Origin of the sequence: Methylobacterium sp. WSM2598, assembly GCF_000379105.1 — a bacterium.
Classification (GTDB): Bacteria; Pseudomonadota; Alphaproteobacteria; order Rhizobiales; family Beijerinckiaceae; genus Methylobacterium.
Map to the genome: position 1 here is coordinate 4,539,318 of NZ_KB900609.1, position 26,096 is coordinate 4,565,413.

Consider the following 26,096-nt stretch of genomic DNA (forward strand, 5'->3'; position numbering starts at 1 on the left):
GATGATGGCGATCCGGCGGGCCCCCGAGACCCGCGCCGGCGGCGCGGATCGGACCGAGACCGCACCGCACGACGAGGCCCCGCGCCGCGGCGGCGCGCTTCCGCTGGGCGGCCACTCCGCCCGGAGCGTCGCGGACGAGCCGGTCCGCGCCGGCCGGCGGCCCGCCCCTTCGGGAGGCGCGCCGCCCGCCCGGCCTCGGCCGCAGGACCCTCGCCCGCTGCACCGCAGACCCCTGGTCGGGGCCGCCGCGGGCGGACTCGGCGCGCTCGCCGGCATCGTCCTCAACCGGTGGCTCGGGCCGGATCTCGGATGGGACGCGGAGACCCGGATCATCGTCCAGGCGGCGGTGACCGGCCTCGTCGCCGCGCTGGTCCTGTGGCTGGCGGGGCGGGCGACCTCGTGACCCTTGCCCGCGAGGGCCGACCGGCCCCGGGCAAGGGGCGCCGCGGGTCCGAGGCGGGCCGGCCCGCCCGCGCCCGACCCGGCCGCCCGCCGCCGCGGCGTCCCGAGGGGCCGCGCGCCTCCGCGGCGGGTGCGTCCGAGCACGCCGCTCCGCTGCCGCGCATGCGACGACACCCCCGACCTGGAGGGCGAGGCGCCCGTCGCGGATCGAGGAGTTCACGATGATCAAGCTTGCAGCCGCCGCGGCCCTGACCCTCGGGCTGGCCACCGTCGCCCATGCCGGCCTGTCCACGCAGCCGTCCACCGAGTTTCCCCCGTCGCCCGGAAGCCAGGCCGCGCCCGCCGCGGAGAAGCCGGTGCGTCCCGCGATCCGCCACGCCGAGGTGAGGACCTTCTCCCCCGTGACGCAGACGGATGCGGACCCGCAGCCGGAGAGCGGCAGGCCCGCGCCGCGCGTCATCGACCTGCCCCGGTCCGACGCGCCGAGCCAGGGCGGCTACGTCGCGGCTCCGGCCGGCGCGCCCCAACCCGAGCGCGTGGCGCGGATCAGCCCGGCCTCGGCCGTGCAGGCCCCCGCCGCGACCGAGGCGCCGGCCGTCCGGCCGGAGCCCGCCCAAATCGCGCCGCCGCGGCGGGCGGAGCGCGCGGCGCCGGAGGGCCGCCCCGCCGGCTACCGGACCGCCAGCTGGAACGGCGGCCGCGGCGCGACCTGGAAGGCCGGGAAGAACGATTACGGCTTCGAGGGCAGCTTCGGCGGCTGCCGCTTCGCCGGGTTCAGCGGTCCGCGCGGCTTCACGCTCGACCGCACCTGCCGCTGACCCGCGGACGGCCCGGGGGAGGGCGCGGCGCAGGTCCGGGCCCCGCCGGCTGGAGCCGGCACCGCCCGCGCAGGCGGAGGCAGGGCGAGGCTCGGCACCAGAATGCACGGCGGTTCCGGATCGGGCGGCGCCCGGACGCGCCCCTCTCGTCGCCACCTGCTCACGGACCGCGGCGTCGCGGCCATGCCGGGCCTCGGCTTCGGCTCCGGCATCCCCTTCCTGCTGGTCTACGGGACCTCAGCATCATTCGCCGAAGCGGTCACCGGTTTGGCGGCAGAAATGATGCGAAAACAAGAGTCTAAGCAGAATTGCGCCATGCAATTCTGCTCAGCCGGCGTGGCTGTCCGAGGCGAGGTTCCCCTCGGCACGCCCGGGCTGATGAGCGAGCCGACCCTGGCCGACAAGGTCAAGTTCGTCTGGGCGCCCTTCCTCGATCAGTGCGACGCGCCGCTGCTCGGCCGCTGGCCGGGGCGGCGGCGCGGCCGGATCATCGCCTCGCAGAGCGGCGTCATGCTCACGCTCGCCGGCGTCGCGTTCGGCGACCCGGCGCATGGCCTGGCCTGGACGGCGGTCTTCCCCCTGGCGCCCGGCTTCGCGGGGCCCGGCAGGACGTCGTCATCGGCGGGTGGCGCATCACCGTCGCGCCCGCCGCGCGGCACTCCCTGATGTCGTCCTCTGATGTCGTCCTCTGATGTCGTCCTCTGATGTCGTCCTGGGCCGAGATCGGCTGGCGCCTCGGACCCTTCGCGGCCGGGGCGGGCGCCCTCTCCCTCGCCGACACGTTCGGCTGGCCGGGATGTCCGGCTGCGTCATCGAGTCCCTGGATTTCACGTGGTCCTTCGTGGGGACATCCTGGATCGGCGCACCGGTCGCGGTGCTGTGCCGGTTCGTGTGGCGGCGGCACGGGCGGACGGAGGGCGAGGCCCGCCCCGTGACCGCAGCCCCGATGCGGGCCGCCGGAGCGGCGCGACGCGCCCCCGCGCATCCTGAGCGCCTCGCCGGAAGCGGACGGGCGCGGGGCCTGCCGGGGGGGAGGGCGCGCGGCGCCGGCCGCCCCGTCACGGCCCGTCGTCGGGCGCCGCGCGCGGCGAGCGCCAGATCTCGGCGGCCGCGCCGTCCGCGAGGCGGTGGACGGCCAGCACGTGGTCCGCGACGTCCGGAACCCCTCCGGCGACGGTCAGTTCGACCAGCGCGTCGTCCCGGGAGCGGGTCGCCCGCCGCTCGGCGTAGGGGTAGGCGGCGATCCGCATGAACGTGCCCCGCCCGCGCCGCACGGGCCTCATGAAGGCCGCGCCGCTGTTGATGGGGCTGAGCAGGATCCGGTCCCGGTGGGCCGCGACGAGGCTGCGCGTGCAGAGCGTCAGGACCGTCTGCGGCCGTCCCCGATAGGCCCTCGCATCGAGCAGGTGGCGCAGACGCCTGCGTGAGAGCCAGAAGAACGCCTTGTCGTTGAGGATGCGGTACCAGTCCGCGGGACCGAGGCCGTCGTCCAGGCAGCGCCGCAGGGCCGCATCCGACATCGGCTTCTGGTCGCGCACGACCGCGTCGGGCAGGCCCGCGCGCGCGATCCTCGTCCCCTGCGGGCGACGGCGGGCCTCGAGCGCGTCGCGCGCAGGCCCCGACAGGCCGTAGCGGTCGAGCAGCGCGGATGTGCTGAGGAGGCCCTGCGCCCGGATCGAGGGCCAGGCCCCGTCCTCCGCCATGTGCCACAATCGCGGGTAGATCCGGACGAGTTCGTCCTCCGTCACCTCGGATTCCCTCGCTTCCCCTGGCGCTTCCCCTGGCCGCACGGTGAGCGCCGCCCCGCGCGGGATCGGACCGCACCCTGCGCGGGCGGGCCGATAACGGCCCGGCGCGGGGCCGGATCCCGCGCGCGACGCGGTCAGGCGCCGAGCGCCGGTGCGGAGCGCGGCGTGGGCGGGAGGAACCGGGCGGGGCGCCGCCGGAGGACGGCCGGCCCCGTCATCCTCGGGGAGGCCCTCCGAAACCGGACGCCCAAAATTAATCCCTGGCCAAATCGTCGCATCCCGCCGCCACGCCTGGACCTGGGCCGCGGCCGCCACAGCTTCTGGACCGGGGCCTGAAGCAGGAGGAACGCCATGCGAATTGTATTGGCAAGTGCAGCCGTGCTCGCGGCGCTGTGCACATCGGGACACGCGCAGGGGAGCGGCGACCCGGCTGCCGGCGAGAAGGCATTCGCAACATGCAAAGCCTGCCACGCATTCGGAAAAAACGGTGTCGGCCCCAACCTGACCAGCGTCGTCGGGCGCAAGTCGGCATCCGTCGAGGGATACAGTTACTCGGCGGCTTTGAAAGGCTCAGGCATTACCTGGGATGAGGCCAATCTGCACGAATGGCTGAAGAACCCCAAGGCGAAAGTCCCTGGAACGAAGATGATCTTCGCCGGCTACCCGGACGACAAGAAGGTCGATGACGTGATTGCCTATTTGAAGCAGCACACCCAGTAATTCGCCGTCGCGTTCTTCGACGTCCGGCGGCTCGCGCATGTCGCTTCGGCCTCTGCGAGCCGCTTCGCGGGTCGGGCGGGTCGCCCCTCGCCGGGGCCGCGTCGGTGCGCTTGGAACCCCGCGGCTTGGAACCCGCGGCTTGGAACCCCGCGGGCGGCCCGGTGTTGCGTGACACACGCGAAGGGGCTGCAAGGTGCTACGGGAGGCAGACGAGAGGAGGAGGCTGTCATGAAGCGCTCAGTCGAAGCCGTCGCCCGGTGCCGCGTCCTGCGCGAACTGGACCGTCGCCTCGCGGAGCAGAATGCCGCCCGCGCCGCGACCTCGGACGCCGACCCGCACACCAAGTGATTCGAGGCCGCTCCGCGGCCGGCGGCGCATCCCCGCGGCCAAGTCTCGCCGGCCTCAGGCGCGGCGCGGCTCGAGCGCGATCCAGAAGCCGGCGGTGCGGGTCAGGGTCAGGTTCACCGCGCGGGCGAGATTGCCCAGCGAGGCGACCGGCTCGAACAGGTTGAACACGCCCGTCGCGCGCCGCAACGCCGCGTCCGGGTGAAGCCGGATGATCCCGGCGAAGTAGGGCCGGATCTCGTCGACGATGGCCGCGACGGTCTCCTCGCGCAGGACCGCGAAGCCGGACGTCCAGGACGAGGCCGCATCGGCGTCGACCGCGCTCCGGCGCACCTCGCCCTCGGCGACGGTGATGCGCTCGCCCGACGCGACGGAGAATCTCCGGTGGTCCTCGCCCCACAGCGTGCCGTCGCCGCGCAGGCTCGCGAAGCGGAACGCCCCGGCGGCCCGCTCGATCACGAAGGCGCCGGCGAGCGCCTCGATCCGGAACGGGCCGGCCTCCACCACGAAGGGCCGCGCGTCGCGCGGCTGGATGTCGAGCAGGATCTTGCCCCGCAGGAAGCTCAGCGCCCGCGTCTCGGCAGCGGCTCCCAGGTTGAGCGCCGAGCGGGGCGCCATCACGACCTCGGCATCCTGCCCGAGACGGAAGCGCGCGTGGGCCGCCGTCCGGGTGAAGCGGTCGGTGAGCAGGTCTTCCAGGGGCACGAAGCGTTCCAGGGCGACCGCGCCGCCGGCGGCGAGGGCCGTCAGCCCCGCCACGACGTTCCGACGGTCGCGCCGCGGCGGCGCCCCCATCCGCGCCACCGTGCCCCGCGGCAGCCCGGAGCGCGCGACGATCCCGAAGGGTTGCAGATTCCCGGCCATGCGTCCCCAGGCCTCGGCATTGGCCGGGCTGGCGCCGTACCAGACCTCGAAATCCCGCCGCTGGCGCTCGCTCAAGCCACCGGAGGTCATGGCGACCATCCATTTGATCGCGGCCCGGCCGCTCTCGTCTATCCCATTCTCGTCGTCGTCCGGTTGTCGTGAGCGAGCAGGATTCATCGCCTCAACTTTCCATCCTGGCGCTGTAGACAGCCGAGAAACCCTGCGTCATGTACTTGCTGACCGCACTCATCGAGACGTTGAGTTCCTTGGCGATCTCACGGTTCGACATACCATCGATCTGGCTCAGAAGGAACGCCGTGCGCGCCCGCGGCGACAATTTCGCCAGCACTGCGTCGATCTTCTGCAAGGCCTGCACGAGGATGAGCCTCTCCTCGGGCGAGACGTCCAGCGCCTCGGGCATGGCGGCGAGCGCGTCCTCGTAGGCGATCTGAAGCCGCTTGCGCCGCCGCGCCTCGAAGATGATGCGCTTGGCGATCGTGGTCATCATGGCGCGCGGCTCGCGCACGCTCGCCACGTTCGGCAGCGCCATCAGGGACACGAAGACGTCGGAGACGATGTCCTCCGGTGCCTGCACCGTCCAGGATTGCCGCGATAGCCAGGAGGTCAGCCAGGGCGAATGCTCCCTGAACAATACTTCGACCAAACGGGTATTCTGCCCGCTCACAACGCCCGCCATCCCGATGCCCCGCGCTTCATCTCTGTCAATACGAGGTGGTCCGCCCCATTGTGGAGTTGATGCGACCCACCCGATTGCAGTGCTTCTGGTGGCGACTAACATGCAGCAGGCATGCCAATAGAGTCTATAGTTCTCCTTCCTCTCGGGAATGTAAACTTTCGAATGAATCTGACGGAGCCCAACCCGCCTTGCGTGCATTGGGCTGCCGTTTGGGCAATCTGCTTCCCTGGCGGGCTCCGCCCGGGGATGGAAATGCCTTTTCGGAAGGCGGCTTCCGACCCCGTCCGGGGATGCGCTCGGCGCTGCGGCGTAAGAGCGCATGGCGGTCAGCACGGTCCGGGCGTGGACAAGGTCCAGCCGCCGCCGGCCAGGAGGGTGAGCACCCGGCCGTGATGCGCCGCGAGGCCGGCGCGGTGGCCGACGCTGACGAATCGCACCCCCGTCGCGGCGAGCAGGCGGTAGAGGTGCTCCTCCGTCGCGAGGTCGACGGCGCTCGTCGCCTCGTCGAGGAGCACGAGCCGCGGCCGGGTGATCAGGATCCGGGCGAAGGCCAGCCGCTGCTGCTCCCCGAGCGAGAGGATCCGCCCCCAATCCTTCTCGGCGCCAAGGCCGCCGTGATCCGCCGCGAGGTCGGGCAGCCGGACGGCGGCGAGGGCGGCGAGCAGGTCCGCGTCCGGCACGTCGCGCCCGCGCGGGTAGAGGAGCTGCGCGCGCAGATCCGCCGCCGTCACGTAGGGACGCTGCGGAAGGAAGAGGCATTCCTCGGCGCTCGGCAGGGTGACGCGGCCGCCGCCGCGCGTCCACAGACCCGCCATGGCGCGCAGGAGCGAACTCTTGCCGATGCCGGTCTCGCCGGCGATCAGCAGCGACTCGCCGGGACCGAGCGTCAGCGTCAGGTGCTGCACGAGGCGCCGCTCGCCGCCCGGCGTCTCCAGGCGGAGGTCGTCGAACGCGACGCGGTCGGGGTCGTGCTCCCGCGCGATCCGCCCCTCCGGGCCTTCCGCCCGGGCGGCGAGCGCGTCGGCGTGCTCGACGAGCTGGGCGACGCGGACGGCGTGGGGGGCGACGCCGGACAGCGGGGCCAGCACGCCGAGCAGGGCGCCGGTGGCGCCGGCGACCGAGGTCGCGACCGCCATGCCCTGGGTCAGGGTGCCGACGTCGATCTCCCCGGCAAACAGCCGCGGGGCGAGGATCAGGTAGGGGAGGACCAGCCAGACCAGGCCGAAGGCGAGCGGCGGCACGTCGGTGACGAGGCGCCGGAACAGCGTGACGGCGAGGTCGCGGCGCACCGCCGCGTCCACGGCGGCGGCGATCCGGACCCGTTCGGCCGCCTCCCCGCCGTGGAAGGCGATCGCCTCCGCGTGGGCGCCGATCCGCGCGAGCCCGTGGCGCAGGTCGCCGGCGGCCGCGGCCGCGAGGTAGCGCAGGCGCACCAGGGGCACGTAGCCGAGATAGGTGGCGACGGCCTGCGCGAGGCTCAGCGCCGCCACGGCCGCCGCCAGCGACCCGTCGATCCCTCCCAGCACGGCGCTTCCCGCCGCCACGCCGCCGAGCGCCCCCAGCACGACCGCGGGCAGGCGGAGGAACTGGGCGACGACCGTCGACAGGCTGTCCTGGATGCGCTGGTCGGGATTGTCGAGCGCCCCGCCCCGGGCGATGTCGTAGTAGACGCGCCCGCCGAGGTAGCGGCCGAGGACCCGCGTCGTCAGCCAGATCCGCCACGCCCGGGTGATCCAGGCGCCGAGGATCCCGGCGAGGCCGGGCAGCGCGTGCGCGACGGCGAAGAGGAGCGCGTAGGCGAGGAAGCCGTCCCGGAACAGCGCGCCGTCGCGGTTGACGAGCCCGTTGGTCATGTCCTTCAGGGCGAAGGAGGATCGGAGGGCGAGGGCGGTCGTCAGGGCCGTCTCCGCGAGGATCAAGGCCATGCCGATCCAGTAGGGCCACGCCGCCGCGCGGGTCCAGAACGGGACGAAGAGGCGCGCGAGGCGCCGGGCGAGGCGCAGGTCGATCCGGAAATCCGACCTGCGCAGGGAGGCGGCCTCCTCGATTCCGGCGCTCATGTCGCCGCCCCGGCGCGGTCCGCGAGGATCATGCGCGGCGCCACGGTTTCGAGCGTCCAGCGGCCCCCGGCCAGCAGGGTGAGCACCCGCGCGTGGTGCGCGACGAGGGCGGGGCGGTGGGCGACGATCACGTAGGTGGCGCCGCTCCGGCCGAGGAGGTCGTAGAGGTGGCGCTCGGTCGGCGCGTCGCGGGCGCTCGTCGCCTCGTCGAGGAAGACCAGCACGGGCCGCGCGACCAGGACGCGCGCGAAGGCGAGGCGCTGCTGCTCGCCGCCGGAGAGGACTTGCGGCCAGTCCCGCACCGCGGCGAGGCCGAGCGCCCCGAGCTGGGGCAGGCGCACCGCGTCCAGGATCGCCAGCAGCGCCGCGTCGCCCGGATCGGCCGAGCCCGGATAGAGCAGTTGCGCGCGCAGGGTCTCCCGGGTGAGGTAGGGCCGCTGGGGCAGGAACAGGATCGCGCCCGATGCCGGCAGCACGACGCGGCCCCCGCCGCGGGTCCAAAGCCCCGCCACGGCGCGCAGCAGCGAACTCTTGCCGATCCCGGTCTCGCCCACGACCACGAGGCTGTCGCCGGCTTGCAGCGCGACGTCGAGGTCGCGCACGAGCTGCCGGGCCCCGTCCGGCGTCGAGAGCGACAGCGCCTCGATCCTCAGCGCGTCCCCGTACCGGGCCGCGGCGATGCGCGGGCGGTCGTCGGGCTCGCGGCCCAGGGCGTCGAACCGCTCCTGGAGCGGCGCGAGCCGCACCACCCGGGTCGCCAGGGTGCCCAGGCTCGACAGGATCAGCGCCAGGGTCTGGACGACGTCCCGCATCATCACGGTGACGGCGGCGGCCTGCGCGAGGGCGCCGTAGCTCATCGCGCCCGCCGCCACGCGCTCGCCGAGGAGGAGGTAGGGCAGCAGGGTCCAGGCGAGCGTGAAGGCACCGTCCACGCCGAGGGAGACCAGGGCCCCCGCGCGCTCCTGGCGGAAGTGCCGCGCGGCCGCCTCGCCCGTCCGCGCCAGGACGGTGCGCCCCTCGGCGGCCTCGCCCCCGTAGAAGGCGATCTCCTCGGCGCAGTCGCGGATCCGCATCAGGTCGCCGCGCAGGGCTCCCTCGGCGGTCTGCCAGGCCACGTGCCGGCGGATGAGGAGCGGGGCCACCCCGTACGCGGCGGCCAGCTGCGCGAACCCGAGCAGCGGCACCGCCAGGAGGAAGCGCTCGTCCAGGGCGACCAGCACGACGAAGGCCGCGGCCAGCCGGGAGGCCACCCCGACCACCCACTGGGCGATCTGGATCACGAGTTCGATGAAGGGGGCGATGCTCTCGGCGATGCGCTGGTCGGGCGCGTCGAGGTCGCCGCGCAGGCCGATCTCGTAATAGGTGCGCCGGGCGAGGTACTGGCCGACGATGTGGCCCGTCAGCCAGCGGCGCCAATCCGCCTCGACGAGGCCGTCGACGACGAAGCGGATCTGGGGAAGCAGGACCTTGCCGGCGCTGAGGAGCAGGAGCGCGGCGAGCGCCGCCTCGAAGGCCGCGAGTTCCTCGCGACGAGCGCGTCGGTGAGCGCCTTCAGCGCGCCGGCCGCGCGCACGGCCAGGACCGAGAACACGACGCCGTGCGCCAGGAGCAGCCCCAGGCCAAGCCAGGCCGGCCAGGCGCGGCGGCGGCGCCAGTACGGAACGGTCAGCCGCACGATCCGCCGCAGCAGCTGGCCGTCGATCCGGTCGTCGCGCCGGTCCGTCCCGGGCCCGGCTCTGAGGCAGAAGGGAAAGCGCATTCGTGAGACCGGGCCCCGCACCGCCCTCGACTCCTCAATCGAACGAGTATTTCGCCTGCAGCAGGAATGCCCTTCCCTGCACGATACCGACGTAGCTTGTCGCATAACTCGGCATATATGCGTATTTGTTGAAGATGTTGTTGACCTTCAACTGTACGGAGAAGCGATCCATGGTGTATCCGATCATCGCATCGGCGACGACGTAGCCGGGAATCTTCAGCTTCGTGGGGTCGTTGAGGGAGGCGGACGTCAGGCTGTCGGAAGTGCCGCGCGCGCCGAGCCCGACCGTGAGCCCCCGCAAGGGGCCGTCCTGGACGGTGTAGGCGACCCAGAGACTGGCCGTGTATTGCGGGATCGCATTCATCGCGCTGGCGACCTGCGTGCTCACGTTCTTCGCCTTGATCGACGAGAAGGCCCCGATCAGGTTCAGGCCGGGCAGCACCTCGCCCTGCATCTCGAACTCGAAGCCCTTGCTGTTCTGGCCGCCCACGAGTTCGACGAAGTTGCAGCCGCGGATGGCGTCGCAGACCGCGACGTTGGTCGCGGCGAGGTCGAAGTAATCCGCCGTGACCGTGAGCTTCTTGTCGAACAGGTAGAAGCGGCCGCCGAACTCGAACTGGTCCACTCCCATCGGCGGGGTCGGCTTCCCGGTCAGGCTGTTGATGCTGTTCTGCGGAACGATGCCGACCGAGCGGTTCCCGTAGGCCGTGAAGTACGGCGTCACGTCGAAGGCGGCTCCGGCCGTCCACGACAGGCCGTCCGTCGGGTAATCGACGGACGGCTTGATGCGCCCGATGCCGCTGCGGGCGATCGAATCGAGATCGTCGTACCTCACCTGCCCGAAGATGTGGAGGCGGTTGTCGAGCGTGTCGAACTTCTCGGTGTAGTAATAGCCGATACCGGTGCCGCGGGTGCCGTCGTAGTTGGTGGCCGGACCGTTCGGAACCCGGTAGAGCGGCTGGGTCGGCAGCCCGGTCAGCGGATTGATGCTGAAGGGCGAGCTGTAGTTCGTGCTCGCGTTCATGGCGAAGGACGTGTAGTCGATGCCGAATTTCGACACTTGCCGGGCAAAGCCGGCATCGTAGGTGAGCGTCAGGTCCGCCTGGTCGATCAACCGCGCGTAGTCGTACCGAAGCATCGTCTGCCGGGCCTGCCAGCTTCCGGCCGGTGCGCCGCGCCTCGTCGTCCCGAGCCAGGAATAGCCGTTGATGTCGTCGTACGAGATCTCGTAGCGCACCTTGTTGTTCAGAACGACGTTCAGGCCCAGTATGTCTCCGAAATCGTGAGATTGCTCGGAGTAGAGCGTCGTGGTCGTGTCGTGGTAATGCAGGTTCGGGTTGACCTGCATCACCCCGCGCGGGATCCGCAGGAGCGGATGCAGCGGGTTGAAATCGCTCGGGTTTCGCGCAGCGAAGGTGTACTGGACGGGCAGACGGGTCTGATCGAAGAAGCGCAGGCCGGCCAGGAGGCTGGTGCCCTCTCCCTCCCACTTCACGACCGGGGAGACGAGGTACTCGCTCGCATTGCGGTACCCCGCGTAGTTCTCGTCCGTGAGCGTCCCCGCGAGGTTGAAGCGGTAGGTCAGGCCCTCGGTCCCGGCCAGCGGTCCGCCGAGATCGACGGCGAGCATCTTGTCGCCGAAGGAGCCGTAGCGGGCGGTCAGGTCGCGGATCACCGTGCTGGTCGGCTGCTTCGTCGTCAGGTTGACGGTCCCGCCTCCGAGCGTGCTCACGCCCGACAGGATCGCGCTGGGCCCCTTCAGCACCTCCACGCGCTCGATATCCGCGATCGGAATCTGGCGAGCCTGTGTGAAAACGCAGGGGCTGTAGAAGGATTTTCCCTCGCCCACCCTGGGGAGCGCCAGTATAGGCATCCTGACGGCATCTCTGCTGCCGCTCATGGCACCTGAACGGTGGCTGCGCAGAAGATTGTTCTAAAATTCGGAGGTGCGTCCGAGTTTTCACACAGCCTGTGGCCGAAGCCGTCATTGCCGAAGCCGGTGGCGCGCTGGCCGTTCACCGAGGTGCCGGTCGTCTTGAAGCCGCGGATCGTGAAGGTCGGCAGGTTCGAGTCGCCGGTCCCGATCGTGACGCCGGCGACGTTCTGCACCGCATCGGTCGCGCTGGTGATCACCTGCGAGCGGATCACGTCCTGCGTCACGGTGGAGATCGCGAGGGGGATCTCCCGGGCCGTGGCGCCGGGGAGCCTCGCCGCGGTGCCCGCGTCGCCCGCCTGGAACCCGGCATCGCCGAAGCGCGACGCCCCGCCCTCGTCGGTCACGTCGATCGTCGCGAGGTCGCCGGCCGGCGCGGTGGCGGAGGTGCTGGAGACGTCGCGCACCAGGCTGACGCTCCCGTCCGCGGCTTGGGCGAGGCGCAGGCCGGTGCCGGCGAGGGCGCGCTGCAGCGCCTCGCGGACCGTGACCTGGCCCCGGAGCAGGCCGGCCCGCCGCCCCGAGACGAGTTCGGGCGCGAAGGTGATCACCACCTGACCCTGTCGCGAGATCGCGAGCAGCGTCGTGGCGAGAGCGCCCGCCGGCAGATCGACCTCGATCGGCGTATCCAGCCCGGCCCGCGCCGGCGCGGCGGCCATGATCAGAGCCAGAACCGCCGCCGCACCCGCGAGATGGGCCGATCCGCCCCGCATTCTCACCATGAAGGCCCCCGAAATCAGCTTTCATTCCCCTGTCTAACTCTGGGGAAGAATGCCTACGGCGACGGGCCGATTGTTCGTGATGTGGCGCGGCGGCCGCAGGATCGCGCGGGCGGCCGCGCGCGGGCCGGAGAGGGAACCGGCTCAGGCCGCCAGCGCCGCGTCGGGCGCGACGCCGCGGGCGAAGAAGGCCTCGATGGCCGCCCGATGGCTTTCGAGCGAGAGGCCGCGCGCGGCGCGCCAGGCCGGGTCGAGATGGGTGCTGCGGTAGCGCTCGCCCGAATCGCAGAGCAGCGTCACCACCGAGCCCGTCTCCCCGGCCCGCGCCATGCCGGCGATGATCCGGGCGGCCGCCCAGAGGTTGGTGCCGGTCGAGCCGCCGCAGGAGCGGCCGATCCGCTCCGAGAGCACCTGCGCGGCGGCGAGGCTGGCGGCGTCGGGCACCGCCTCGGCCCGGTCGATCAGGTCGGGCAGGAAGGACGGCTCGCAGCGCCCGCGGCCGATGCCTTCGATCACGGAGGGCGGGCCCTCCGCCCGCCGCACGGCCCGATCCGCGACGTGGCGGTGGAACACCGAGGCCTCGGGATCGGCGAGGCAGATCCGGGTCGGGAACTGCCGGTAGCGGATGAAGCGCCCGATCGTCGCCGAGGTGCCGCCGGTGCCGGCCCCGACGACGATCCAGGCCGGCACCGGCTGCGGCTCCCGCGCCATCTGGGCGAACACCGCCTCGGCGATGTTGTTGTTGCCCCGCCAGTCGGTGGCCCGCTCGGCGAAGGTGAACTGGTCCATGTAGTGACCGCCGAGCTCGGCCGCGAGCCGCTCCGCCTCGGCGTAGACGGCGGCCGGGGTCTCGACGAAGCGGCAGCTCCCGCCGTAGCGGGCGATCTGCGCGACCTTCTCGGCCGAGGTGCCGCGCGGGATCACGGCCACGAAGGGCAACCCGATCAGTTGCGCGAAATAGGCCTCGCTCACCGCGGTCGAGCCGCTCGACGCCTCCACGATCGTGGTGCCGGGGCCGATCCAGCCGCTGCACAGGCCGTAGAGGAACAGCGAGCGGGCGAGGCGGTGCTTCAGGCTCCCGGTCGGGTGGGTCGATTCGTCCTTGACGTAGAGGCTGATGCCCGGGAGGGCCGGCAGCGGCACGCGCAGGAGATGCGTGTCGGCGGAGCGGTTGAAATCCGCCTCGATCGCCTCCACGGCCCGCGCGACCCAGCCCCTCTCGCCCCCTACTCCTTCGCTCGCGCGCAATGCGGTCTCCCCTTCGCTGAGTTCCGGCTGCCCTCGGCCCGGGCACCGGGCCGCGCGGTGCGAGAGCAGCGCCCGATCCCGTTGCCGTCGGACGCTGCCCTCGGTCGTTGATTGTGCCCCATCGTCTCCGCCGAACCGGTGACCGCTTCGGCGAAGGACGCTCAGGCCCGCGCCGGCAGCGCGCACTGCCCGTCGGCGCAGACCTCCGCCGGCATCTCCCCGCAGCGCGACACCAGCGCGTCGATCGCCGCGAGGTCGGCTTCCGCCGCCCCGGCCTCGCGGGCCGCCGCGCCGGCGAGGCGGGCGCGCGCCGCGGCCTCGCCGGGGCGGCCCGCCGTCAGCAGCGCCTCGGCGAGGGCGCGCGACAGCCGCGCCCGGATCGACGGCGAGGACGCTTCGCCGAGGTTGCGCTCGGCCGCCTCGAGGGCCTCGATGGCGACGGCCGCCGCGGCCGGGCCCGGCCGCGCCGCCACGCCCATCCCGATCTCGAACAGCCTGTTGACGTCGTCGGCGCAGACCTCACCGACGAGGCGCCGCGCGTAAGCGAGCGCGGCGCCATGCCCCGACGCCAGCAGGAGCTTGAGCTTGCCCACGCCGTGGCTCCGCTCCAGGTCGGGCTGGGCCGCGAAGGTCGCGTCGTAGGACGCGAGGGCGCTCTCCCGATCCTTCGCGGCGAGGTGGGCGGAGACCGCCGCCTCCAGGGCCCGGCGCTCGCGCACCTTGCCGCGGCGCAGCCAGTCCCGGTGCTCCGCGGCCCGGGCCGGGAGGTCCCAGCTGCCGTCCAGCACGGCGGCGAGCGGCCCGTCGATCTCGAGGGGATGCCCGATCCAGGCGACCCGGCCGTCCCGATCGACGATGAAGGCCGCCGGGATGCCCGGCTGGTAGGAGGCGTCGCACCAGCGCGCGCGCATCCAGCCGCGGCGGGCCTCGGCGTCGGGGGGCAGATCCACGGCGATGCGATAGCCGATCCCGTCGCCCTGCTCGCGCACGAAGGACGCCACCTGGTCGATCTCGGTCCAGGCCACGGCGACGCCGAGCACCGCGACCTCCGGGTGGCGCGCCTGGACGGCGGTGAGATGGGGGATGCTCGCCCGGCACGGACCGCACCAGGTGGCCCAGAACTCGACGACGTGCACGGTGCCGGGTGCGAAGGCGGTGATCGGCTCGCCCTTCAGGAAGGTCGTCACCCGAATCTCCGGCGCCGAATCGCCGACGAGAAGTTCCGTCTGGTTCATGGTCATGGTCTCTGCGATGCGGGAGGGAACGGGAGCGCACCGCCGCGGCGCGCCGTCATCGGACATCCGGTCGATGGCGTCGCCATCTCCCATTTCGGCCATGCGGATGTCGGCTTCGCTGAGGCGCCGCGCTCAGGCGCCGCGCGGGCTCGTGATCCGGGACCCGCTTTGATCACGCGGGTCCCGGATCAGGCGGGGCGAGCGCCGGGCCTTACTTGCGCGGGCTCACGGCGGGCGCCTGCGCGCCCGGGGCGGGCGCCTCGGCGGGCGCGGGATTCGACGGACCCGTGACGGGCCTCAGCACCTCGCCGAGCGGCGCCACCGCCTCGTCGAAGAGGTGCAGGCCCTCCGTGACCGGGGACACGATCAGCCCAATCGGGGCGAAGAGGGGCGCGACGATGTCCGGCCCGAGCGCGGTCGCGGGCCGCGGCGGCCTCTGGGACGGGTCGGCCGGCGCGGATTGCAGGAGCGCGTCGCGCTGCGCCGCCGCCGCACCGCCGAGCCCCAGCCGGGCGGAACCGCTCGCCGCCGTCCTCGCCGCGGCGCCCGGCGCGCGCCCGTCCTGGGCCGGCGCGGCGCCCGACAGCGCCAGGAGCGCCGCCAGGCCCGTCAGGATGCTCCGTCTCATGCTTCTCCCCTCTCTGGTGGATCCCCGCCCCGGCGCGCGGCGCCGCGGGCGCGCAGCCGGCCCGCTCACCGTCGGAAGTTGAGCGGCACGGTGAGCGTGGTGGTCCGGCCCCCCGGCGGCGGCGGATAGGGCGCGGCCCGGTACATCACCGCGACGGCCTCCGCGTCGAGCGCCGCACTGCCCGAGGACGCCACCAGCCGGACGCCCGAGGCGCTTCCGCCCGGTCCGAAAGTGACGCTGACGACGGCGACGCCGGTCTGGCCGCGCGCCTCGGCCGGGAAGCGCTTGGCGCGCACGATCTTCGCCCGCACCTCGGCCTGCCAGCTCGCCCGCGACGCCTCGCCGGCCGCGCTGCCGGCGCTGGGCGCCGCCGTGACCTCGGCGGTGTGCCGGTCCGAGCGCGGGCCGCCGCCGGCCCGCGAGGCCGCCCGCGGCTTCTCCCTCGTCTCGGCCGGCTTCTCCTTGCGGACCACCGGTTTCGGCTTCTCGACGGGCTTGCGCGGCCGCTCCTTCTCGGGCGGCTTCCGGGGCTTGGCCGGCTCGGGCGGCGTCTCGGCCTTGACCGGCTCGGGCGGCTTCTCGGGGAGCACGGCCTGCGGCTTCACCTCCGGCGGGGGCGGGGGAACGGAGAGGATCGGCTCGGGCGCCGGGGGAGGCGGGGGCGGTTCCATCTCGGGCGCAGGCGGTTCCGAGGCGCTCTGAGCGTCGGCCGGAGGCCCCTCGGCCGCGTTGTCGACCTCCGAGCGCGCCGTGACGGCGATCGGCGCGAGGTTGATCATCACGGCCGCCGGGGCCTGCGCGGGGGGAGGCGGCGGCGCGTCCCGCGCCGTGGCCAGCAGGTAGGCCCCGACATGGAGCGCGAGCGTGGCGGAGATCGCCGTCGCCCAGGTGAGGAACCGGACGAGACGCGGGGTCTCGCGCAGGTCCGCCCGGCGCAGCCGCGGGGCCTGCGCCGCGTGCGCGAAGGCATCCGGCGGCAGGTGCATCATGGCCGCCCCCCGGCCGTGTCCTCGAGCCCGACGAGGCCGACCTTGAGGTAGCCGGCGGCCCGCAGCAGGTTCATCACCTGCATGACGTCGCCGTAGGACACGCCCTTGTCGGCGCGCAGGAAGATGCGCTCCTCCTTGTTGGCCTTCGTCGCGGCGTCGAGGGCGCCGCCGAGCGCCGGCCGGGCCACGGCCTCCTCGCCGAGGGTCACCGTCAGGTCGGCCTTCAGGGTCACGAAGACCGGCTTGTCCGGGCGCGGCTGCTGGGGGGCGGCGGAGGTCGGGAGGTCGACCTTGACGTCCACGGTCGAGAGCGGGGCCGCCACCATGAAGATGATGAGCAGGACGAGGATCACGTCGATGAACGGCGTGATGTTGATGTCGGCGTTCTCGGCGGGCTCGCCGCCGTCATGGGACCCGAGACGGACAGCCACGGCGCTACTCCGCCGCGACGCGCATGGCGGGCTTGGCCCCGAAGCCGGCCGCCGCGCGCCGGTCGAGGTCGCGCGAGACGTGGCGCAGGATGAGCGAGGCGGCATCGGCGGTCAGCGCCCGGTAGCCGGCGATCGAGCGCGTCAGCGCGTTGTAGAAGACCACGGCGGGGATCGCCGCGACCAGGCCGATCCCGGTGGCGAGCAGCGCCTCCGCGATGCCGGGGGCGACCACCGCGAGGTTCGTGGTGTTGGAATTCGCGATCCCGATGAAGCTGCGCATGATGCCCCAGACCGTGCCGAACAGGCCGACGAAGGGGCCGACCGAGCCGATCGTCGCCAGCAGCCCGATGCCGACCGCCATGCGCTTGGCGGCCGCCGCCTCGCTGCGCTCGAGGGCGAGCACGACCCGCTCCCGGATGCCCTCGCCGGGCAGGCCGTGCGAGAGGCTGACCTCCTCCTCGGCCTCGACCAGGAGCCAGGCGGCGGTGCCGCGGCGCACCCGCTCGGCCGCCTGGTCCAGGCTGGTGGAGTCGCGCAGGATGTCGAGGGCGCCGCGCAGGCGACGCTTGGCGAGGGCGAGGGCGATGCCCCGCACGAGGAGCACGGCCCAGGTCACCACCGAGGCCGCGGCCAGGAGCGCCATCACCCCCTGCACGACCGGGTCGGCGTTGCGGAACATGCCCAGGGGGGAGAGGTCGTGGTGCTTCTTCTCGGGCGCCGCCGGCGCGGTCGCGGGGACCTCCGGGACGGCCGCGGCGACCGCCTCCGGGACGGCCCGCGGCGCCGAAGGCTCCGGAGCCGCGGGTGCCGGGGCGGGCTGGGCCGCAACGGCGGGCTGGGCCGCAACGGCGGACGGGGCCGGTTCCCGGTCCTGCCCAAAGACCGGACCGGCACCGCAGAGCGCCGCCACCAGGATGGCGGGCGCCCACATCCTCGCCGCGCGCCGCAATGAGGAAGACGAATCCATGGCTCTCGATCTCGTCATCGCGCTCGATCCTCGCTCGGTCGATCAACGGGTGCCTCGCAAGGTCTGTGTGGCGAGACGCGAAAACCGACACCGCGCCGCGAATTTTCTTCGCGCCGCCCGGTCGCCCGTGCGCACCGCCGCGCGGGGGCCCCGCCGGACCCGGCGCGGCCTCCTCCCCCCGCCCGGCATTCCGGCTCAGCGGGCCGCGTCCTCGACCGTGTAGCCGAGCCGCTCGATCAGGGGCCGGAGGATCGGCAGGACGGGCTGCAGCTGGCGCAGGTAGTGCCGGTAGCGGTACCGCGACCGGTCATAGAGGGGCTCGGTCACCTGCGCGTAGCTCGCGGTGCGGGCGTAGCGCGGATTGGTCTCCTGACGCAGCATGTCGGCCTCGAACGGAACCCCGACGAAGTCGAGGACCCGCCGCAGCGTCCCCTCCTGGTCGTCCACCATGTCCTCGTAGCGGACCGGCAGGTAATGCAGGTCCATCTCGGCCCGGTAATGCGCGACGAGGTCCGCCGAGAGCACGAGGTGCCGGGCCGCGCTTTCGAGTTCCGCGCCGCAGAACGCGCCGTGCGTGAACAGGTTCGACATCGCCGAGACCATGATGTCGAGCGGGTGCCGGACCAGGTGCAAGAGGGGGGCGCGCGGGAACAGCAGGGCGATCAGGCCGAGATGGACCTCGTTCAGGGGCATCTTGTTGGTGAAGAACCGCGCGCCCTCGCGCACCGCGCCGAGCTGGCGCGCCCGCTGCAGGTAATGGTCGCGCAGGCGGTCGAGCCCGTCGCGCTGATCGGCCATCCACAATTCCGCCAGGGCGCCCGGATAGTCGAAGGGGCTGTTGAGGAGGCGCGGCATCGCCCAGGCGATCTCGTGGATCAGCGGGAGTTCGTCGCCGCCCGACACCAGCGGGCTCTTGGTGAGCGTCTGCTCCACGAGCGTCGTCCCGGAGCGCGGAAAGCCCAGGATGAAGAGGGGCTGGGGCATGTCGTCCCGCACGCCCGCCCGCGGCAGCTGGGCGAGGCGCGTGCGCGTGAAGAACGCCTTCAGCCGCGCAGCCTCGTCGCCCGCCTCCTCGGCGAGGTAGCGCTGCCCGGAGACCTCGCGCATCCTGCGCTTGCCGGCCTCGAAATCGGCCCAGGCCTCGTCGTGGCGCCCGAGCCGGTCGAGCAGGCGCCCCCGCTCCAGGCGTTCGAGCGCCGTCAGCGGGCGCGTCCGCGCGGCACCGTCGAGCAGCGCCAGCGCCTCCTCGCGCCGGTTCTGCCGCCCGAGCACCATCGCCCGCGCCAGCGTGCTGCCGGGGGTCGGCGGCCCGAGGCGCTCGAACGCGTCGAGCAGGTCGAGGGCGGCGTCGAACCGTCGGTCGGCCTCCTCCAGGCGCGCCCAGGCCAGCAGGGTCTGCCGGTTGTCGGGCCGAAGCTCGGCCGCCTCGCGGTAGAGGTCGCGCGCCTCCCGGATGCGGCCCTGGCTCTTGAGGCAGGTGGCGAGGTTGGCGAGAACCAGCGGGATCCGCCGGCCGGCCAGGTCCAGGGCCCGGCGGCAATGGTATTCGCCGATCACCGGGCGCTGCGCCTCGGTCATCGCCATGCCCATCAGGTTGTGGGCCTGCGGGTCCTCGGGCGCGAGGCGGACCGCCTGGCGGGCGTGCCGCTCGGCGGCGTCGGCATCGCCGCGCTGCAGCGCCAGCAGCCCCAGCTTGTTGATCGGCCAGACCGAGAAGGGCTCGACGGCCGTGAGCCGCTCCATCAGGGCCGTCGCGGCGCGGCTCCTGCCCTCGTCGAACCGGATCTCCCCGAGCGTCGCGAGGGCGACCGGCAGGCGCGGCGCCCGCTCCAGCACGGCGAGGCTCGCCCGCTCCGCCTCGGCGCGGTCGCCGCTCCGGAGCGCCTCGGCGGCCCCGTCCGCCTCCTCCCGGAGGCCGGGATCGAGCGGATCCTCCGCCCCGGCCGCGGGTTCGAGCGCGCAGCAGCGGCCGGGGGTCAGGCCGCTCCCGCACTCGCACAGCACCTGGATCATCGCGTTCATGGCTCGGCCTCTCGGGACGCGCGGGGCGGGATCAGGAGCCGGACAGGAGCGCCGCCGTCCGCCGCTGGCGCTCCAGGATCTGGCGGAGATGGTCGATCGCGCCGTGCTGCAGGGCGCGCAGCGCCTCCGGCGCCTCTTCCCGGTCGCGGCGCATCGAGACGAAGAACTCGAACCCGTCCGGCTCGGTCATCGCCAGGCGGTTCAGCACGAACGGGAACAGGCCGAGCCGCGTCGCCCCCTCGACGGCGTCGAGGAAGGAGAGCGGGGCGAACACCCAGCAATGGCACGGCAGGTAGGCGTCGGCGGCGAGGGCCTCGGCCGCCCTGGCCTGCGCGAGGGCGAGCGCCGCCTCGCCGCAGAGCCGGGGCGCCCGCGCCGGATCCTCGCCCGCCCAGATCCGGGCGGGCTCGGCGGCGCGCGCCTCGTAGGTATGCGCGAAGACCTGCCGCGGGCTCGGCCTCGTATAGGCGAGGAGGTCCGCCTCCACGAGTTCCGCCAGGGTGCTGTCCGCCCGGCCGGCGTCGAACATGAAGCGCCGGTCGGGCAGCGACAGGTTGAGGACGCCCCCCGGCCGCAGCACGCCGTGGATGCCGCGGAACCAGCCGAGCAGGTTCGGCACGTACTGCGCCACCTGCGCGGCGATCGCGAAATCGAACCCCCCGTCCCCGATCACCTCCGCCAGGGATCCCGAGCCCGCCCAGGCGTGGTCGATCGGCGCACGGCCCGGGAGCCCCGCATGGGCGTCGAGGGCGTGGTCGACGTAGGACACGCGCAGACCCGCGGGCAGCGGGATCGGATTGGCCGCGGGGCCGAATTCGAGGCCGCGCGCCTCGGGCAGCGGGACGTCGTGGGTGAGCCGGGCGAGCCGCCTGTCGGCGGCCCGCTGCGTCAGGAAGGCGTCGAAGGACAGGAGGCCGGGACGCATGGGATCTCCCGTCAGGCCGCGGGACGGGCGACCGCGTCGGCCTCCGGCCAGGCGCACTGGGCGGCGAGGCGGGCGGCGAAGACCGCGTCGAGGCGCCGCCGCTCGGCCTCGACGGCCGGCCCCCGCGTCGCCACCGGCCGGCAGCGGCCCGGCACGCCCGCCGGCACCAGGTCCGGATCGTGCAGGGCGCTGGCGGAGCCCTCCTCGAACCAGGGCCGGCTGCCGAGGTCGAGGTAGCTCTCCGCGGCCAGCCCCTCGGCCAGCAGCAGGTCGTGCGCGTCCAGTTCCACGTGCCAGTAGGTGACGCGCGCCGCCGGCTCGCGCGCGATGCTGGTGCCGTTGATCAGGCACATCACCGGAACCAGCACGCCGCCCTCGCCGTCCGCCCCGGCGCCGACCAGCACCGGGTGGCCGGGCGAGAGCAGGAGGTCGCGCGCGGGCAGACCCGCCCCGAACGCCCCCGCCCGCACCCGCACCGGCGCCTGATCGCGGGAGAGGGCGGGGCCGTCGAGGGTGCGCTTCCCGATCCAGATGACGGGGCGCAGCGCCCCCGAGGCGGTCACGGCCCGGTCGCCGACCGCCAACATCTCCACCGGGACGTCGCCCCGCGCCGTCCGGATCCTCGTCCCGGTCACGAAGCAGAGCGGGTAGGCGGCGTGGTCGACCTGGACGGTGGCGCCGGGGTCGTAGGTGTTGTTCGTGTAGAGGAAGTAGATCGTCCCCTTCTTGCCCTTGGCGGTTCCGATCAGGCCCTGCTGGCTGGTCTGTCCGAAATAGGTTCTCGGCGCCGAGCTGCCGTCGACGACGCCGGCCGTGAAGACGTCGTTCTGCACATCGCCGATCTGCGTGGTGTCGTCCGTCTTGCCGGCATCCGGCGTGTCCCTGACGACGAAGTTCTTGGTAATTCCTCCGTACCGCCCGACGGTGAATTGATCGGATGTCGCGGTCTTGTAGATGAAATAGCAGTGCGAGAAGTATTGTGCCGGGCTCGGATCGGAAGACATAGCGACAACCCTGGTTGAGGAAGGGGATGGTGTGATGGACCTGGCGTGCCACGGCCGGGATGCCGGGCCGTCACGCCCGAGGGGCCGGGGGTTCGCGCGCCCGCGATTCGCTCAGGCCGGAGGTGCTGGAGCCGCCCGCTCCGTCCCGCACCGGCGATCGGCCCCGGCGGCCGGGAGGCGCCGCCATTCGCCTCGCGCCGCGTCGTCGCTCACCCCCGGGCATCGTCGCGCACCTCGCTTCTGCCGCTCGTCAAGTCTGTGGGACGAGGCGCCGAGTCTCACATCCCGATGCCGCGCATTTTTTTCGGCGCATTGCCGGCGCGCGGCGCGGAGCCCGGAGCCCGGCACGCCGCGTCCGCATGTCGCTGCGAATTTTCGCCTCTCGTTGGACACGCAGGGTGACGCAACGGCAGATCCCGCAGGGGTCCGGACGGGGGCACGAGATGACAGGTCTCACGGCGGAGCAGGACGACGAACTCACCTTCATGACCGGCGTCGACCGCGCCGGCGTCATCGCCGCGACCGTGCGCGAGTCGGCGGCGCACGTCACCGACCGGCACGTGGAACTGGACGCGCACGACCCGCGGCCGGCCGTCGAGGCCGAGCGCCGGCGCCCCGACGCGGTCTTCGCCCACGCCGCCCGCTGAGTGCCTTCCGGAGTCGTACTGGCCATGACGAACGCTCTGTACCGTCGCGACGCGCTCAGCCTCGAACGGATGTCCGACTTCTGCGCCCGTCTCCTGGGCCTGCTCGCCAGGAAGGCCGGAGGATCCCGTTGGCTCGGGCAGAGCGTGGAATTCGATCCGGACTTCTACAGCCGGCTCTATCCGGACCTGCGCCATCTCCGGGACGCCAAGGCGCTGCTGTCGCACTACCTCGTGCACGGGCGCAAGGAGCGGCGCTTCCCGACCCGGACCGCCTATCTCGCCCATCTTTTCACCAAGCACGGGGACCTGCCTGAGGGCTTCGACCCGACGATCTACCGCGACCTGAACCAGGACCTCGCGGCCCTGCTCCAGGAGGATTGGGAATACGCGGCGCATTACGTCCAGTTCGGGCGCGTGGAGCGGCGCCGGTTCCGGCGGGAATCCGAGCGCGGCGACGAGGCCGCCTGGCCCTCCCTGGTCTGCGCCGAGGTCGACGACGCGCTCGTCGCGGCGCATCTGCGCCGGCACGACCTGATGCCCGGGCGCTGGCAGCAGCGCTTCGATCTCGCGCAGTTCACCTTCCTGAACGCGGACTGGATCGGGGCCGCTCCGGCGACCCGCATCCAGGGCATGCTGCTCTTCGCCGAGCAGGGCGTCGACCGGCTCGCCCCCCTCAACATCGAGGACGCGTTCGACCCGGCCTTCTACCGGGCGAACCATCCGGTGGCGGCCAGCCTCGGCGATGCCGACCTCTACCGTCACTGGCTGCGCGAGGGGGTCGAGCTGGGCTTCGCCCCGAACGAGCGCGCCTGCACCGCCGCCCTGATCGGCCAGGGCGCGTTCCCGTCGTGCTTCGATGCCGAGGCCTACCGCGCGACCCAGGCCGGCCTGGCCGACCTGACCCGCACCCAGCTTCTCGCCCACTGGCTCGACCACGGGCTCCCGGGAGGGTGCCTCGACGTGATCCGCGGGCCCGACGCGCCGTCCTTCCTGGCCCAGGTCGGCTTTCGCGCACTCCTGCGCCACCAGGGCAGCGTCGCGCTTCGCGCCTACGACGAGGCCATCGCCCGCGGCGGTCCGAGCTCCGCCCGCCTGCACGGCCGCGCCGAGGCGGCCCGCGCGCTCGGCCAGGACGCGGCCGCCACGGGCGACTACGTCGCCGCCGCGAGGGAGCCCGCCAGCAGCCTGTGGAGCCACATCCACGCCGCCGAGGGACTCGCCGCCGGCGACCTGCCGGCGGCCCTTGCCCAGATCCGCGCCTCCTCGCCCCGGTGGAGCCGCGACGCGCGCTGGCGCGACACCGCCAGGAAACTCCTCGACCAGAGCTTCACCGCCCATCGCGAGGTCGCCCGCGCGGCCTACCGCCAGGGCCTGCGGGCGCAGGGCGACGCGATCCTCGACGACGCCCTGAACCAGCTCGCCCTCGACCTGCCCCTCGTGCTGCCGCTCCCGGCCCCGCTCCCCCCGGTCCCCGGCGGCGCGATCGTCATGCTGGCCAATCTCGACCTGCCGCAATGCGTCCATTACCGCGTCGAGCAGCGCCGGCAGCAGCTGGAGCGCGGGGGCTGGACCGTCCGGGTCTTCGGGCAGAACGAGACCGAGGCCTTCCGCCAGGCCCTGCCCGGGGCGAGTGCCGCGATCTTCTACCGGGTGGCCGCCTTTCCCGACATCCTCCACGCGATCCTCACCGCGCGGGCCCTCGGCCTGCGCACCTTCTACGACGTGGACGACCTGATCTTCGACGCGGCGAGCTATCCGGATCCCTTCGAGAGCTTCGAGGGGCAGATCACCCGGGAGGACTACGCCGAGCTGCAGGCCGGCGTGCCGCTGTTCCGGTTCGCCATGTCCCAGTGCGACGAGGGCCTCGCCGCGACGCCCGCCCTGGCGGAGGCGATGGCCCCGATCCTGCGCCAGCAGCGCTGCCACCTGATGCGCAACGGCCTGGACGCGCGCAACGACCACTTCCTCGATCAGCCGGACCCGCCGCTCGCGGAGCCCGGCGACACCGTGACGATCTTCTACGGCTCCGGCACCAAGGCGCACAACCGCGACTTCAACGACCTGATCGGACCGGCCCTGCTCGCGATCCTGCAACGCCACCCGCAGGTCCGCCTCCTGATCGCCGGCCACCTGAAGCTCGGCCCGGCGCTGAGAGCCTGCGCGCACCAGATCCAGACGATGGGCTTCACGGCCGAGGTGGGCGATTACTGGGAGATCCTCTCGGGCGTCGACATAAACGTCGCGGTCCTGCAACCGGGCCGGGTGGCGGACGCCAAGAGCGAGATCAAGTGGCTGGAGGCCGCGACCTGCGGCATCCCGTCCGTGGTGAGCGGCACGCGCACCTACCGGGAGATCCTCGTCGACGGGGAGGACGCGCTCCTCGCCTCCACCCCGGAGGAGTGGACGCGCGCGCTGGAGCGCCTGGTCGGGGATCCGGGGCTCCGCCGCCGGATCGGGCTCGCGGCGCGGGAGAAGGCGCGGCAGCTCTACGCGCTCGACGCGTCGGCGCGGGCGCTCGCGGACATCCTGCCCCCGCCCCGCCCCTCCGCCCCGGTTCCGGCCGCGGTGAGGAAGCCGCTCATCCTCGTCTCCAACGTGTTCTTCCCGCCCCAGACGATCGGCGGCGCCACCCGGGTGGTGCGCGACAATCTCGACCACTTCCTGGATCGCGCGGGCGACCGCTTCGACTTCGCGGTCGTGGCGAGCGACGAGGGCGTCGCGCCGGAGGGCCGGATGCGCATCGACGCCTACCGGGGCATGCCGGTCGTCCGCATCTCGACGCCGATCGAGGCCGACATGGATGGGCGGCCGTTCAATCCGACGGTCGGGAGCGTCTTCGCGGCCGCCCTCGACCGGTTGCAGCCGGACCTCGTCCACTTCCACTGCGTGCAGCGGCTGACCGCCTCGGCCGTCGAGGCGGTCCAGGCGCGCGGCCTGCCGCACCTCGTGACCGTGCATGACGGCTGGTGGATCTCGGACCACCAGTTCCTGCTCGACCGCGACGGGAGGGTGGTGCGGACGCGCGCGGACACCTTGCAGGCCTCGGCGGAGGGGCCCCGCGACGCGGCGGCGCGGATCGTGCGGCGCCGCCGCCTCGCCCGCCTCCTCCAGGGGGCCGACCGGATCCTGGCCGTGTCGGAGAGCTTCGCGCAGATCTACCGGGACGCGGGCTTCGCGCGGACGATCAGCGTGCCGAACGGCCTGTCGCCCGGCACGGTCCGGCGGCGCGCGGCGGGGAAGGGGCCGCGCGTGCGCCTCGGCCACGTGGGGGGCCGCGAGGCGCACAAGGGCGCGTGGCTGATCGAGGCGGTCCTGCGCACCAAGGCGTTCCGCAACCTGAGCCTCACCCTGGTCGATCTCGCCCAGGAGCGGGACCACGTGCGGCACGACGTGTGGGGCACGACGCCGGTCCGGATCGTGGGTCCGGTGCCGCAGGAGGAGATCGCGGCGCTCTACGGCGAACTCGACGTCCTGCTGGTGCCCTCGCTCTGGCCGGAGAGCTTCGGCCTCGTGGCGCGCGAGGCGCAGGCCTTCGGACTCTGGGTGGTGGCGAGCGACCGGGGCGCGGTGGGCAAGGACATCGTGCCGGGCGTCGACGGATTCGTCATCGACGTGGCGTCACCCCGCGACCTGCGGGCGATCCTGGCGGAGATCGATCAGGACCCGGCGCGCTTCCAGGTTCCGCCTCCTGAGGGCCGGGCCGTCCGCACGGCGGCCGATCAGGGCGACGACCTGCTGCGTCTCTACGGCGAGATTCTCGGCGAGCGCCGTCCCGGGCCGCCGCTGCGGCCGGCCCCCAACGCGGAGGAACCCGCATGCGCCCCGAGGGCGCCGGCCGGGACGGGCGGGGCCTGGCTCCCCCGGGTCTGCGCGTCGGCGGCGACGGCGTCGGCCGCCCGCGCGGGCGCCTGACGGAAGCCCGCGCGGGAACCCTG

22 protein-coding genes are annotated in these 26,096 nt (G+C 73.3%); 6 read left to right on the plus strand and 16 right to left on the minus strand.

Annotation, left to right across the window (positions count from 1 at the left end):
- The first annotated feature begins 1 nt into the window (after position 1).
- The 3 genes from MET2598_RS0121505 (at position 2) to MET2598_RS41425 (ending at position 1,886) form a co-directional block, all read left to right on the plus strand.
- Positions 2-403, plus strand: a complete 402-nt coding sequence (locus MET2598_RS0121505; protein ID WP_018262301.1) for a hypothetical protein — start codon at positions 2-4, stop codon at positions 401-403.
- Between the two features lie 220 nt (positions 404-623).
- Entirely contained in the window at positions 624-1,220 is a 597-nt protein-coding gene (locus MET2598_RS0121510; RefSeq protein ID WP_026190860.1) for a hypothetical protein, read from the plus strand.
- 183 nt (positions 1,221-1,403) lie between these two features.
- A complete protein-coding gene (locus MET2598_RS41425) occupies positions 1,404-1,886 on the plus strand; it encodes a hypothetical protein (RefSeq protein ID WP_157182233.1) in 483 nt (160 codons plus the stop codon).
- 392 nt (positions 1,887-2,278) lie between these two features.
- Here the strand turns inward: MET2598_RS41425 and MET2598_RS0121520 are convergent, their stop codons facing one another.
- Entirely contained in the window at positions 2,279-2,968 is a 690-nt protein-coding gene (locus tag MET2598_RS0121520; RefSeq protein ID WP_012331224.1) for a DUF7002 family protein, read from the minus strand.
- A 351-nt stretch (positions 2,969-3,319) separates the two neighbouring features.
- Here MET2598_RS0121520 and MET2598_RS0121525 point away from each other — a divergent pair, with 351 nt between their 5' ends.
- Positions 3,320-3,688: a c-type cytochrome gene (locus MET2598_RS0121525; protein WP_026190862.1), complete on the plus strand. Its 369-nt coding sequence runs from the start codon at positions 3,320-3,322 to the stop codon at positions 3,686-3,688.
- 402 nt (positions 3,689-4,090) lie between these two features.
- Here the strand turns inward: MET2598_RS0121525 and MET2598_RS0121535 are convergent, their stop codons facing one another.
- From MET2598_RS0121535 to MET2598_RS0121610, 15 genes are all read right to left on the minus strand, one after another.
- Positions 4,091-5,074 (minus strand): FecR family protein, encoded by a 984-nt coding sequence (locus tag MET2598_RS0121535; RefSeq protein ID WP_036270478.1) that lies wholly within the window; start codon positions 5,072-5,074, stop codon positions 4,091-4,093.
- 4 nt (positions 5,075-5,078) lie between these two features.
- A complete protein-coding gene (locus tag MET2598_RS0121540; RefSeq protein ID WP_018262306.1) occupies positions 5,079-5,594 on the minus strand; it encodes a sigma-70 family RNA polymerase sigma factor in 516 nt (171 codons plus the stop codon).
- Between the two features lie 326 nt (positions 5,595-5,920).
- Positions 5,921-7,654, minus strand: coding sequence for an ABC transporter ATP-binding protein/permease (locus MET2598_RS37075; protein ID WP_018262307.1), 1,734 nt, complete (start codon positions 7,652-7,654; stop codon positions 5,921-5,923).
- Complete coding sequence (locus MET2598_RS0121550) at positions 7,651-9,399, minus strand: ABC transporter ATP-binding protein/permease (RefSeq protein ID WP_330218365.1); 1,749 nt, start codon at positions 9,397-9,399, stop codon at positions 7,651-7,653. The genes MET2598_RS37075 and MET2598_RS0121550 overlap by 4 nt, the downstream gene beginning before the upstream one ends.
- Before the next feature lie 48 nt (positions 9,400-9,447).
- Positions 9,448-11,184 carry a TonB-dependent siderophore receptor gene (locus MET2598_RS0121560; protein ID WP_018262310.1) on the minus strand — a complete coding sequence of 579 codons (1,737 nt, stop codon included), beginning with the start codon at positions 11,182-11,184 and terminating at the stop codon, positions 9,448-9,450.
- Between the two features lie 125 nt (positions 11,185-11,309).
- The gene (locus tag MET2598_RS0121565; RefSeq protein WP_084673902.1) at positions 11,310-12,068 is read right to left on the minus strand and encodes an STN domain-containing protein; all 759 of its coding nucleotides are present in this window, start codon (positions 12,066-12,068) and stop codon (positions 11,310-11,312) included.
- A 141-nt stretch (positions 12,069-12,209) separates the two neighbouring features.
- The gene (locus tag MET2598_RS0121570; protein WP_036270481.1) at positions 12,210-13,313 is read right to left on the minus strand and encodes a PLP-dependent cysteine synthase family protein; all 1,104 of its coding nucleotides are present in this window, start codon (positions 13,311-13,313) and stop codon (positions 12,210-12,212) included.
- Positions 13,314-13,474: 161 nt separating this feature from the next.
- On the minus strand, positions 13,475-14,554 hold the full coding sequence (locus MET2598_RS0121575; protein ID WP_330218352.1) for a TlpA family protein disulfide reductase: 1,080 nt from the start codon (positions 14,552-14,554) through the stop codon (positions 13,475-13,477).
- A gap of 205 nt (positions 14,555-14,759) precedes the next feature.
- Positions 14,760-15,176, minus strand: coding sequence for a hypothetical protein (locus MET2598_RS0121580; RefSeq protein WP_018262314.1), 417 nt, complete (start codon positions 15,174-15,176; stop codon positions 14,760-14,762).
- Positions 15,177-15,241: 65 nt separating this feature from the next.
- Positions 15,242-16,165, minus strand: a complete 924-nt coding sequence (locus MET2598_RS0121585) for a TonB family protein (protein WP_018262315.1) — start codon at positions 16,163-16,165, stop codon at positions 15,242-15,244.
- Positions 16,162-16,596, minus strand: a complete 435-nt coding sequence (gene exbD, locus MET2598_RS0121590; protein WP_018262316.1) for a TonB system transport protein ExbD — start codon at positions 16,594-16,596, stop codon at positions 16,162-16,164. Before exbD ends, MET2598_RS0121585 begins: the two co-directional genes overlap by 4 nt.
- Before the next feature lie 4 nt (positions 16,597-16,600).
- Positions 16,601-17,563 (minus strand): tonB-system energizer ExbB, encoded by a 963-nt coding sequence (exbB, locus tag MET2598_RS0121595; protein WP_236728778.1) that lies wholly within the window; start codon positions 17,561-17,563, stop codon positions 16,601-16,603.
- 195 nt (positions 17,564-17,758) lie between these two features.
- Positions 17,759-19,585, minus strand: coding sequence for a tetratricopeptide repeat-containing sulfotransferase family protein (locus MET2598_RS0121600; protein ID WP_018262318.1), 1,827 nt, complete (start codon positions 19,583-19,585; stop codon positions 17,759-17,761).
- 31 nt (positions 19,586-19,616) lie between these two features.
- On the minus strand, positions 19,617-20,510 hold the full coding sequence (locus tag MET2598_RS0121605; RefSeq protein WP_018262319.1) for a class I SAM-dependent methyltransferase: 894 nt from the start codon (positions 20,508-20,510) through the stop codon (positions 19,617-19,619).
- 11 nt (positions 20,511-20,521) lie between these two features.
- Positions 20,522-21,514: a Hint domain-containing protein gene (locus MET2598_RS0121610; RefSeq protein WP_018262320.1), complete on the minus strand. Its 993-nt coding sequence runs from the start codon at positions 21,512-21,514 to the stop codon at positions 20,522-20,524.
- A 443-nt stretch (positions 21,515-21,957) separates the two neighbouring features.
- Here MET2598_RS0121610 and MET2598_RS0121615 point away from each other — a divergent pair, with 443 nt between their 5' ends.
- Both MET2598_RS0121615 and MET2598_RS0121620 read left to right on the plus strand, forming a co-directional pair.
- Positions 21,958-22,161 (plus strand): hypothetical protein, encoded by a 204-nt coding sequence (locus tag MET2598_RS0121615; RefSeq protein WP_018262321.1) that lies wholly within the window; start codon positions 21,958-21,960, stop codon positions 22,159-22,161.
- Positions 22,162-22,185: 24 nt separating this feature from the next.
- The gene (locus tag MET2598_RS0121620; RefSeq protein ID WP_018262322.1) at positions 22,186-26,073 is read left to right on the plus strand and encodes a glycosyltransferase; all 3,888 of its coding nucleotides are present in this window, start codon (positions 22,186-22,188) and stop codon (positions 26,071-26,073) included.
- Positions 26,074-26,096 lie beyond the last annotated feature (23 nt).